This is a genomic window from Variovorax sp. 160MFSha2.1, assembly GCF_048305075.1.
In the GTDB taxonomy this organism is placed as follows: domain Bacteria; phylum Pseudomonadota; class Gammaproteobacteria; order Burkholderiales; family Burkholderiaceae_C; genus Variovorax; species Variovorax guangxiensis.
Map to the genome: position 1 here is coordinate 4,619,023 of NZ_CP157624.1, position 11,530 is coordinate 4,630,552.

Consider the following 11,530-nt stretch of genomic DNA (forward strand, 5'->3'; position numbering starts at 1 on the left):
CTATCGGACCTGGAGCTTGACGGACGCGGCCCGCGCCGTGTCCGCCCTCTGCATGCTGGTCGCGGCCGGCAGTGCGTCGTCGCAGCGCGCGCAGTCCGCCTTCATGCAACCCAGATGCACCGTGACCGGTCCACCGGCGCTGAGGCCATGCGCCTGCGCCGCGCGCATCAGCCCCTGGTGCAGCGCCTCGTCGACCACCTCGACGCTGGCGTTGCAGCCGCCGCAGCTCAGCCGCACAGTGACTTCGAGCGCCTGCGGCCGCCGCAGGCGATGCACCGCGCGCACGCCCCCCAGGCTGCGCTCCCATTCGCGCTGGATGAGGCCCGCCTGCTCCAGCTCCTTGATCACGCGGTAGACGCTCGCGAGGCCGGTGGCGGTGCCGCGCGCGAGCATGCGGCGGAACACTTCTTCGCCGCCCAGCCACTCGGAACCGCTCTCGGCCAGCGTCTGCAGCACGCACAGGCGGATGACCGTGGGCCGTATGCCCATGCTGCGCAGTTGCACAGAGAAGCCCTCGTTCGCGGGCGCCGCCGCGTACTGCATTGCTGCCGAAACTGCCACTGGCTCGTCCGCCCCTGATCTGCCTTGTCTGACTGCGCTCAGGCCGCCAGGCCCTGCGCCGGCGTGGCCGTGACCTGCGCGACGCGCCCGGCCTTCATCTGCACGATGCGGTCGGCCACGTGGAAATAGCGGTCGTCGTGCGAGATGACGACCAGCGAGTGCCCCTTGGCGCGCAGCTCGGGCAGCAGCTCTGTGTAGAAGAGATGGCGGAAGGTCGGGTCCTGGTCGGCCGCCCATTCGTCGAACACCAGCACCGGGCGGCCTTCGAGGTAGGCGTGCACCAGCGCGAGCCGCTTGCGCTGCCCGGTCGACAGGTCGGTGGTGCTGAAGGCGCCGTCCTTCACCGAGACCTTGTGTGCGATTTCCAGCCGCTGCAGGTAGGGCAGCGCGGTTTCGGGCAGCGCCTGGTGGCCGCCCTCCTCGCCCGCGACAAGGTCCTCGAACAGGTAGAAGTCGGAGAACACGGTGGTGAAGAGCTGGCGGTAGTCGTCGCGCGTCTCGGGCGTGACGGGCCTGCCATCGAGCACCACTTCGCCCTGCTGCGGCGCGTACAGGCCCAGCAGCAGCTTGATGAGCGTGGTCTTGCCCGAGCCGTTGTCGCCGACGATGAAGACGATCTCGCTGCGGCCGATGCACAGGTCGACGGGGCCGAGCACGAAGGCGTCGCCGCCCTCGGGCGCATCGAAGGCGTAGCGCACGCCGCGCAGCTCGATGGCGTCGCGCAGCGGCGGCGAGGCAGGCGGCGAGTCGAGGTGCAGGTGCGGCTCCGGCGTGGCGAAGCGCGCCGACAGGTCGGCGATGCGCCCGAAGGCCACCTTGGCGCGGCCCAGGTGCGGAAGCGCGCCCACGATCTGGTCGATGGGCCCCTTGATGAACAGCAGCACCAGCACGAAGCCGCTGAGCACAACGGGATCGGTCGTGCGCCACGCGGCCCAGCCGAGTATCAGCGCGATCAGCAGGAAGAACAGCGCCGAACCGAAGGAGGTGGCGAGCACGAAGGTGTTGATCGCGCGGCGGTTGATGTCGCGGATCGCATCGACGGTCTGGGCGATCTGCCCCTCGTACACCCTGGCGCGGCGGGCGCGGTGCATGCGCAGCTCCTTGGCGCCCTCGCTGATGCCGCGATAGGCCTTGTGCAGGAGCTCTTCCTTTTCGCGCGACTGGAAGAAGCCCGCGATGCCGCGCCCGTGGGCCCAGCTCTGGATGGCCACGCCGATCAGCATGGCCACCACCAGCAGGCCGAAGAGCGACGGCGACAGCCACGCGAGGTAGCCGAGGCAGCCCAGCGCGATGGCCAGCGAGATCATGGTGGCGGCCAGCATGAAGGCCACGTCGCTGATCATGTCCACGTCCTGCGTGAGAACGGGCATCAGGCGGTGCATGCGGTAGCGCTCCAGTGCGTCGATGGGCGCCGCAAGAATCTTCAGTGCCAGGTCTTTTCGCACCTGGGCGACCAGCCGCTGGCCCACGACGTTGTTCGACATGTCCGAGAGCGCGCGGCCGACCAGCGCCACCACGCACAGTCCGATGAAGGTCAGGAGCAGTCCGCCAGCCATGCCGCCGGGCCGGCTGAGCACCTCGTTGATGGTCGCCAGCAGCGACACGGTGGCTGCGCCGGCGGCGATGCCGGTAACGGCCGAGAGCAGGATCCAGGGAGCGAAGGGTTTCAGCAGCCGGAGCAGATCGGTGGCCTTGGCGCTGGCGGGTTGGGTTTGCATGCCGGTATGACGCTGCGGCGGCCGGAATGTTTAGCCGGCGGCCGGCCCGCCGCTTGCTGCTTACTGCAAGGTCGGCTTCTGGCACGACTCGTCGCCGGGCGCGGACCCGACCATGACCGCGCCGGCCAGGGCCCACAGGGTCAGGGCATCGTCGAGTGCGCGCACGTGGCGGGCATCGCGCCCCAGCCACAGGACCAGCTTCTCCGCGCGCTCGAGCGACGGCGCATCGTGCAGCTCGCGAAAGAGCCGCCAGGCCTCGCTGAAAGCCGGATCGGAAGGAACGTGGTGACGGGAGTTCATCGCATCTGGACGCCTGGACTGCTGTGGATGCGTGGATAGACGCGACCCGCCGTCGGATGTTTAGCGCATGTCATCTCCACGTCGCAATTTCGTGAACTATTGCGCCGCACTAAACCTTCGGGCGGCTCGTCCGTCTCCTGTTGGATGAGCACGACTTGCGCGGCCACGCCCTGTCTTTTCTTCCGATGATTCCCTTGCTGGCACCGATCTTCAGAGGCGAGTGGGCCGTCTACGGCGAAACGCTGGCCTGCGCGCCGCAGCCGCCCGCGGGCGCCGTGCAGGTGGCCGAGCTGATCGCCAGGCCGGAGCTTCTTGCCGCGCTGCTGCAGCAGCACGCCCGTCACCGCCGTGTGCGCAGGCCCGACCTGCGGCCGGTGGCATCGGCCTGGAGCATGCACTACCTGAATGCCCTGCTGCCCCCGGTGGCCGCGGCGGCCAGCCTGCTTCAGCATGAATTTCCGATGGCGCCGGAGCGGGCGTGGATCAGCTTCGAAGACGGCGCCGTGCCGCAGCGCTTTCACATCACGCACGAAGGGCACGCGCGCCCCTGCACCGACACCGCAGCGCGCTATGCGGTTCTGCTCTTCGAGCACCTCGGGCCGCTCTTCGCACAGCTGACCCGACTCACGCGCATCGCGCCCAAGATCTTGTGGGGCAATGCCGCGCGCTGCCTGGAGCCCGTACTCCAGCAGGGCCTGCTGCTCAGCGGCCACGCGCCCTCCATCGCGAAGGACCTGGACCACCTGCTGCACCAGCCGCGCTGGGGCTGCGCCGACAACCCGTTGTTCGCGGTGCAGCGCAAGGTCGTGCGAATGCAGTCCGGCACGCCGGTCCCCGTCACGCTGCACCGGCAGTGCTGTCTCTATTACCTGCTGCCCGAAGAGGGCTACTGCGGTGCGTGTCCGCTGGCGCCGGAGTTCCGCAAGGCGCGGGACCGCGCCTAAACAAACAGCCGCGCCGTGCGTCTTTTGCGGATAAGCATCCGTTCATGGATGCAACCGCGAAATCCACCATGCCACTGCATCCCGACCTGGAAGCCTTCCTCGAACTTGCCGCCATCGCCGAGGAGGACGGACGCCCCCCGATGTGCGACATGTCGCCCGCGCAGGCGCGCGCCAGCTACGACCAATCGACGCTGGCGCTCGACGGCGTGGGCCCCGACCTGCCCGTGGAGGACATCGGCTTGCGCGCCCGCGACGGCGCGCCGCTGCGCGCGCGGCTGTATCGCGGCGCAGCCACGGGCGCGCCGCTGCCCACCCTGCTCTACTTCCACGGCGGCGGCTATGTCGTCGGCGGGCTGGACTCGCACGACGCCCTGTGCCGCACGCTGGCAAAAAACGCCGCGTGCGCGGTGCTGGCGGTCGACTACCGCCTCGCGCCCGAGCACAAGTTTCCGACCGCCTTCCACGATGCTGAAGATGCCGCCCAGTGGCTCGCGGTGCACGGCGGCTCGCTCGGCCTGGACACCTCCCGCGTGGCCTTCGGCGGCGACAGCGTCGGCGGCACGCTGGCCACGGCGCTGACGATCGCCGCGCGCGATGCCGGGCGCCCGCAGCCGCTGCTGCAGCTGCTGCTGTATCCCTGCACCAGCATCCGGCAGGACAGCGACTCGCACCGGCGCTACGCCAAGGGGCACCTGCTCGAGCAGCGCACGCTGCAATGGATGTTCGGCCACTACCTGCGCAGCGACGAAGACCGCCTCGACTGGCGCTTCGCCCCGCTCGCCGCGAAGGATCTCTGCGGCCTCGCGCCCGCGCACCTCGTGCTGGCGGAATACGACCCGCTGGTGGACGAAGGCAGGGCCTACGCCGCGCGCCTGCAGGAGGCCGGCGTGCGCACGCACCTGGCCGTGCACGAGGGCATGGTCCATGACTTCGCGCGGCTGAGCCAGGTGGTGGAGGAAGCGGACGCGCTGCGCTCGTCGCTCGCGCAGGTGCTGGCCGAGGCCTTCCAGCGGCCGGCAGTTGCCGCGACGCCCCCGGCGATCGGCGCATGGGTGTTCCACGCGCACCCCGACGGCCAGCCGCTCGAAGCGCGGCTCGACGGCGTGAAGCTCACGGTCGGCCCGCAAAGCGGCAATGAACGGAGCAGCCGCTGGGCATTGCGCGAGCAGGCCGGCACGTTGCGTCTGGAATGGCCGCAGGGCAATGACACGGAGCCGCAGGAGACCCATCTGCTGGCGGCCATCGAAGCCGTCTTCGTTCGCCATCCGAAGTGCAAGACGCTGCCGTTGCAGGTGCCATCGTCGTGCATCGCCCGGCTGATCGATGCCGGGGCGGTCGCCCCTTCCGCCGGGCAATTGCCGAGCGTGGTGCGCGAGACCTTCTGGCAATTGCCGCGCGTGTGGCAGTGCAATCCGCGCGAGCCCTTCGCGCAGCGCCATGTGATGAGCCAGGGCAAGCGGCATCCGCTGCGGCCCGCCAAGCCCGTCGGCACGGTCTACCAGCGCCACATTCCGTGGCTGTCGCAGACGCTGACGCTCGGCACCGTCGACATCGAACGCGACCTCCCCGCCTTCAACCGCTGGATGAACGACCCCGTGGTCGCGCACTTCTGGGAAGAACAGGGCGACCTCGCGAAGCATCGCGCGTACCTGGACGCCATCGCGGCCGACCCGCGCGTCACGGGGCTGATCGGCCGGCTCGACGGCGAAGCCTTCGGCTACTTCGAGGTGTACTGGGCCAAGGAAGACCGCATCGCGCCCTTCTACGACGCGGGCGACCACGACCGCGGCTGGCACGCGCTGATCGGCGAGGCGCGCTTTCGCGGCAAGCCCTTCCTCACGGCGTGGATGCCGTCGGTGTCGCACTACCTCTTCCTGGACGACTGCCGCACGCAGCGCATCGTGATCGAGCCGCGCGCGGACAACCACAAGATGATCAAGAGCCTGGGCCGCTGCGGCTATGCGCACATGAAGGAGTTCGACTTTCCGCACAAGCGGGCCATGCTGGGCATGCTGCTGCGCGAACGCTTCTTCGGCGAGGCTCTCTGGATTCCCCAAGGGGAGTCGACCATTTCGCCAACTTCGGCCGAGCGCGCCGAACATCCCACCGAGGACCCCTCATATGCAAATCCATGACCTGATCGGCGTCGGCTTCGGCCCGTCCAACATCGCCCTGGCGATCGCCCTCGACGAGAAGCGCCACCACGGCCAGTTCGTGGACGCGCTGTTCATCGAGAAGCAGCCGGGCTTCGTCTGGCACAAGAACATGCTGCTGGACAACGCGCACATGCAGATCTCCTTCATCAAGGACCTGGCGACGCTGCGCAACCCCGCGAGCCGCTTCACCTTTTTGAACTACCTGCACGAGAAGCAGCGCCTGCAGGATTTCGTCAACCTCAAGACCTTCTTCCCGAGCCGCCACGAGTTCAACGACTACCTGGGCTGGGCCGCGGCGCAATTCGAGGATCGCTGCGCCTACGGCGAGGCCGTGTTCGAAGTGGTGCCCGAGATGCGCGGCACCGAGGTGCAGATGCTGCGCGTGCGCTCGCGCCAGGCCGATGGCACGGTGCGCGAGCGGCTGGCACGCAACCTGGTGGTGAGCGTGGGCGGCGTGCCGAACATTCCGGCGCGCTTCCAACCCTTCAGGGACGACGTGCGCGTGTTCCATTCGAGCAGCTACCTGGAGGCGATCGCGAAGCATCCCGACGCCAAACGCATCGCCATCGTCGGCGCAGGCCAGAGCGCGGCGGAGATATTCATGGACCTGCAGAGCCATCCGAACAAGCCGGCGGTCGACCTGATCATGCGGGCGCGTTCGATCAAGCCCTCGGACGACAGCCCCTTCGTCAACGAGATCTTCAACGCCGACTTCACCGACTTCGTTTTCAACCGCTCCGGGCCCGAGCGCGCCGAGCTGCTGGAGGAGTTCTGGCACACCAACTACGCGGCGCCCGACCTGGAGCTGATCCAGCAGATCTTCAACGTGTTCTATCGCCAGCGCGTGGCGGGCGTGGCGCGCCACAGCTTCCTGCGCCGCCACGAGGTGACCGCGGTGCGCGCCGCGGCGGACGGCGTCCACCTGTCGCTGCACGACCTCAACAGCGGTGAGCGCGGCAACCAGGCCTACGACGTGGTGATCCTCGCCACGGGCTACGCGCGCGACGCGCACCGGACGCTGCTCGATCCGCTCGCGCCCTACTTGGGCGACTTCACGGTGGACCGCCACTACCGGCTGCAGGGCACGCCGGAGCTCAAGCCGGGCATCTTCCTGCAGGGCGCCTGCGAGACCAGCCACGGGCTGAGCGACACGCTGCTGTCGGTCACGGCGATCCGCTCGGACGAGATCGGTCAAGCGCTGCTGAACGCGAACCCGCGCCCGCTGCAGCAGCAGGCGCAGGCGGCGGAACGCGCGTCGCGCGCCACTGCAGTCATCTGACATCGGAAAGACGCGGCTCGGTGACTCGGTGATACACTTAATAAGAATAGTTCTTATTAACCCCATCCCCCGGGGTCACCGAAACGCAAAGCCATCGCCGCCATCTCGTTGCTTCCTGAAGGAGGCGGCGATCTCGCGGGCATGACGGGCGTCCGGTTCCGGGGCCCATCGTCGATGCTTGCGAGAAGGCTGCCGGATGCGCGACCTCGTCCAGGAACTTGTAGCTCACTATGCGGACTTGCGCCGACAGCTCACTCGCGACCTGAGGGACCCCCATTACGCGGCGGACATCGCGCAGTCGAGCTTCGAGCGCGTCTACGCGCAGGCGACGAAGGCGCCCGGCGCCGCGCGCATCGACATTTCGCCCGATGACGCGAAGGACAGCGGCAGCGGCGGCATCGAGTCGCCTCGCGCCCTGCTCTTTCGCGTGGCGCGCAATCTCTGCATCGACGAGGCGCGCCGCCGCAAGGTGGCCCAGGAATGGGTGGGCTCGCACGCCACTATTGGCTCCAGCCTCGTGGCGCCCTCGAGCGAATTCCTCCTGGCGCAGCAGCGCGTGCTGGCGCGGGTGGTCGAAACCATGGAGAAGCTTCCGCCCCGGCGGCGCGAAGTGTTCCTGTTGTTCCGGGCCTACGGCCACACGCGCGCCGAGATCGCGAAGCAGCTCGACATCACCGAGATGGCCGTGGCCAAGCACCTGCTGCGCGCCACCATCGACTGCTCGCGAGTGTTCGCCGAGCTGCGCATCGAGCTGATCGAACCGCCGCACGTTCAAAGCCGCGCGGGCTTCGACGCCGCGCTGGCCGAAGACTTCTCGTGAGCGGCGGCATGGCAATGGGCGCACCGCGCGAACGGCTGATCGAGCGCGCGCTCGCGCTGATCGTGGAAGGCGAGGTCGCGCCGGGGGAAGCCGCGCAGAACGCCCGCGCGGCCATGAACCAGTGGCGCAACAGATCGCCCGAGCACGCCGCGGCGCTGCTCGAAGCGCGACACCGCTGGGACATGCTCGGCGGCATGGCCGGCGACCTGCGTGCGCACTTCGACACACCGGCCGCAGGCATGGCGGCGGCGGCCGCAGCGGCAACCTCCGCCCGCACGCCGCAGCGCCGCAAGCTGCTGCTTTCAATCGCGGGGCTGGTCGGCGGCGGGCTCGTAGCGGGCCGCGGCGCGCAGTGGTACTGGCAGCAGCCCATTTTTCGTTCCGCCTACAGCACCCGCACCGCGCAGATGCTGAAGGTGACGCTGCCCGACGGCGCCGCCGACGCGTCGGGCAGCCAGCTCGACATCGCGCCCCGGAGCGCCATCGAGGTCACGCTGTACCGCGGGCAGCGGATCGTCGACATGGCGCGCGGCGAGGTGCGCTTCGAAGTGGCGCACGACTCACAGCGCCCCTTTCGGGTGCGCACGCGCGATGCTGTCATCGAGGTCGTCGGCACCGTCTTCACCGTGCGCGACCGCGGCGGGCCGGTCACCGTGGGGGTGGAGCAGGGGCATGTCCGCGTGCAGGTGCGTGCCCGCCAGAACGCCGAGGCATCCATACCGTCCGCGGAGGTCATCGACCTGCACGCCGGCGAACTCGTCGAAGTGCTGGACGGCCACGCCGATGCCGTGCGCCAGTCCGACACCCGCGCCCTCTCGGCGTGGCGAGACGGCTGGCTCGTATTCGACAACACGCCGCTGAGCGAGGCCCTCGCGGCGGTCAACAGCTACCGAATCCGCCCCATCGTCAGCGCCGACGCGCGCATCGACGCCATGCGCCTGTCCGGCCGCTTCCGCACCAATGACTCCGTGGGTCTGGTCGAAGTGCTGCCGACGATCCTCCCGGTGATCGCCGACTCCCACCCTGACGGCAGCGTGGAACTGCGCAAGCGCTGAAAAAAGAGGCAGCACCAGCCTCACGGCGTGCCCCGGGCCGAACAGTGTGTCTCTGTTTGGCGAGTTCAAACGTCTTACTTTGAGAAACGCCAAGGCTGCTGCTTTTTGCGAGCCATGGCGTCCAAAAGTACGAATACGTCGCATTTACTTGACCTGGAGCCCTGACCCATGCGTTCTTCGCCTCGCCATCGCCTTCTGAGCGCCGCACTCGCCGCCGCCTTCGGAACCATCTTCGTCAGCTGGAGCAGCCTGGCTTCCGCCCAGGCCTCCGAACAGGCGGCCGCGCCGACCTTCGACATCCGCGTGCCCGCGCAGCCGCTGGCGGCGGCGCTGAACGAGCTGTCGCGGCAGACGGGTGCGCAGGTGTTCGCTGCCGGCGACATGGTGACGGGCATCAGCGCGCCCGCGGTATCCGGCAGGCTGACGCTGCAGCAGGCGCTGGACCGGCTGCTCGCCAGCAGCGGCCTCGTCGCGGTGCGCAACGGCGCCTCGCAGGTCACGATCCAGCGCGCTTCGACCGCCACGGCCGGCACCTCGCTGCCACCGGTGACAGTCCAGGCCACGGCCGACGGCACCACCGAAGGCACGGGCTCCTACGCAGCCCGCTCCGCTTCGACCTCCACGCGCATGGACCTGTCCCTGCGCGAGACCCCCCAGTCCGTGAGCGTGATCGGCCGCCAGCAGATCGAAGACCAGAACCTGGTCACGCTCGACGACGTGCTGCGCCAGACCCCCGGGATCGTGGCCGACCGGCTCGACGAACGGGTGCAGTTCACGTCCCGCGGCTTCACGCTGGGCACCATGATCGACGGCATCCCCACCTTCGCCTTCAACACCGTGGCGGGCGAGGTCAGCATGCTCAGCACCGCCATCTACGACCGCGTGGAAGTGCTGCGCGGCTCGGCAGGCCTCCTCAACGGCGTGGGCTCGCCCGGCGGCGCGATCAACCTGGTGCGAAAGCGCCCGACCACCGAGTTCTCGGGCCACGTGACCGGCGGCATCGGCTCCTGGAACCGCTACTCCGGCGAAGTCGACGTGGGCGGCCCGCTCAATGCCGCGGGAACGCTGCGCGGACGCTTCGTGGCTTCGCGCACCGCGGGAGACAGCTTCATCGAATCGAAGAAGACCGCGGAAGACGTGCTGTACGGCATCCTTGAGGCAGACCTCTCCCCCACCACCACGCTGGCCGTCGGCGTCGAGCACCAGAAGACCGCCACCGACGGCGCCAACTACGGCCAGGCCCCGCTCTTCTTCAGCGACGGCACGCGCACCCGTCTGCCGCGCTCCTTCAACTCCAGCGCGCCCTGGAGCTACTGGAACATGTACTCGGACAAGGTCTTCGCCAACCTCGATCAGCAGCTGGGCGGCGGCTGGCGCCTGAAGCTCGACGCGAGCTACCTGAAGAGCAAGCGCAAGCGCGCCTCGGGCGACCTCAACACCTTCTACCCCGTCGACGCGACGGGCGACTCCACCATCGACATCCGGGACAACCCGGCGACATCGAGGAATACCTCCTTCGACGCCCACCTGCGCGGCCCCTTCGAGGCCTTCGGGCGCAAGCACGAGGCGGTCCTCGGGTTCAGCTACAACGACTACGACTACGCCATAGACACCAACCTGGCAGCGCCCACCGTCTTCGATACCCGGCCGCTCAACTTCTACACGCTGCAGTCGTTCCCCGCAGTCACATCCTTCCCCTACAAGTCGTACACGCTGTCGGGCCAGACCTCCGAGAAGTCGGTCTACGCCTCGACGCGTCTGCGCCTGGCCGACCCGCTGTCGGTGATCGTGGGAGCTCGGGGTACCTGGTACAAGAACGACGCGCTCAACCGCAACCAGGTGGCCGGCACGCTGACCAGGGTTCCCGGCTCGCACGAGAGCGGTGTCGTCACGCCCTATGCCGGCATCGTGTACGACCTCAGCAAGGAGTTCTCCGTGTACGGCAGCTACACCGACATCTTCATGCCCAACACCGAGCGCGACAGCGCCAACAATGTGATCCCGCCGCAGCGCGGCAAGAACTACGAGCTCGGCATCAAGGGCGAGCACTTCGCAGGCAAGCTCAACACCAGCCTCGCGGTCTTCCGCACCAAGCAGACCAATCTGCCCGTGGAAGACACCAGCGCAGGCCTGCTGCCCGACGGCAGCGTTCCCTACCGGTCCGTGCCCGGCGCACGCAGCAGGGGCTTCGAACTGACCGCCTCGGGCGAGCTGGCACCCGGCTGGCAAATGCAGGCGGGCTACACCTACCACGTCAAGCGCGACAACAAGGGCGTGCGGCTCGATCCCACCTACCCCAACCGCCTGTTCCGCGTAAGCACCAGCTACCGCCTGCCTGGCGACTGGAGCAAGCTCACCGTCGGCGGCAGCGTGAGCTACCAGAGCAGCATCTATTACGACGAGGCTTCCGGACTCGGCCGTGCGACGCAGGGTGGCCTCACGCTCATCGGCCTGATGGCGCGCTACGAGTTCGACAAGAAGCTGAGCGCCTCGCTCAACATCGAGAACCTGACCGACAAGCGTTATTACAGCGGGCTCGGCGGCTACAACGGCTACACCTACGGCCGCCCGCGCAACGTCTGGCTGAAGCTCACCTACAAGCTCTGATTGCTGTCACGCAGCGCCGGCGCCAGCCGGTGCCAGCAAAAAGGCCGGCCCCGTTTCGGGAGCCGGCCTTTTTTGTTGCCTGCCTTCCGC

General features: G+C 68.5%; 8 protein-coding genes and 2 pseudogenes. 7 read left to right on the plus strand and 3 right to left on the minus strand.

The window, feature by feature from the left end; translation table 11 throughout:
* Genes ABL838_RS21090 through ABL838_RS21100 form a run of 3 tightly spaced genes read right to left on the minus strand, consistent with a single transcriptional unit; the run spans position 1 to position 2,579 of the window.
* Positions 1 to 561, minus strand: coding sequence for a Fur family transcriptional regulator (locus ABL838_RS21090; RefSeq protein WP_369661485.1), 561 nt, complete (start codon positions 559 to 561; stop codon positions 1 to 3).
* A 38-nt stretch (positions 562 to 599) separates the two neighbouring features.
* The gene (locus tag ABL838_RS21095) at positions 600 to 2,279 is read right to left on the minus strand and encodes a cyclic peptide export ABC transporter (protein ID WP_418121729.1); all 1,680 of its coding nucleotides are present in this window, start codon (positions 2,277 to 2,279) and stop codon (positions 600 to 602) included.
* A gap of 60 nt (positions 2,280 to 2,339) precedes the next feature.
* Entirely contained in the window at positions 2,340 to 2,579 is a 240-nt protein-coding gene (locus ABL838_RS21100; RefSeq protein ID WP_418121730.1) for a hypothetical protein, read from the minus strand.
* 185 nt (positions 2,580 to 2,764) lie between these two features.
* Between ABL838_RS21100 and fhuF the strand changes: the two genes are divergently transcribed.
* From fhuF to ABL838_RS21135, 7 genes and pseudogenes are all read left to right on the plus strand, one after another.
* Positions 2,765 to 3,523 (plus strand): siderophore-iron reductase FhuF, encoded by a 759-nt coding sequence (gene fhuF, locus ABL838_RS21105; protein ID WP_418121731.1) that lies wholly within the window; start codon positions 2,765 to 2,767, stop codon positions 3,521 to 3,523.
* 68 nt (positions 3,524 to 3,591) lie between these two features.
* A pseudogene (locus tag ABL838_RS21110) lies at positions 3,592 to 4,566 on the plus strand (alpha/beta hydrolase); the annotation flags it as partial.
* 501 nt (positions 4,567 to 5,067) lie between these two features.
* Positions 5,068 to 5,658: pseudogene (locus tag ABL838_RS21115) on the plus strand (GNAT family N-acetyltransferase); the annotation flags it as partial.
* On the plus strand, positions 5,645 to 6,958 hold the full coding sequence (locus ABL838_RS21120) for a lysine N(6)-hydroxylase/L-ornithine N(5)-oxygenase family protein (protein WP_418121732.1): 1,314 nt from the start codon (positions 5,645 to 5,647) through the stop codon (positions 6,956 to 6,958). The pseudogene ABL838_RS21115 and the gene ABL838_RS21120, both read left to right, overlap by 14 nt.
* Positions 6,959 to 7,154: 196 nt before the next feature.
* A complete protein-coding gene (locus ABL838_RS21125) occupies positions 7,155 to 7,778 on the plus strand; it encodes an RNA polymerase sigma factor (RefSeq protein ID WP_418121733.1) in 624 nt (207 codons plus the stop codon).
* An 8-nt stretch (positions 7,779 to 7,786) separates the two neighbouring features.
* Positions 7,787 to 8,833 carry a FecR family protein gene (locus ABL838_RS21130; protein ID WP_418121734.1) on the plus strand — a complete coding sequence of 349 codons (1,047 nt, stop codon included), beginning with the start codon at positions 7,787 to 7,789 and terminating at the stop codon, positions 8,831 to 8,833.
* 168 nt (positions 8,834 to 9,001) lie between these two features.
* The gene (locus ABL838_RS21135) at positions 9,002 to 11,440 is read left to right on the plus strand and encodes a TonB-dependent siderophore receptor (RefSeq protein WP_418121735.1); all 2,439 of its coding nucleotides are present in this window, start codon (positions 9,002 to 9,004) and stop codon (positions 11,438 to 11,440) included.
* The last annotated feature ends 90 nt before the right edge of the window (positions 11,441 to 11,530 follow it).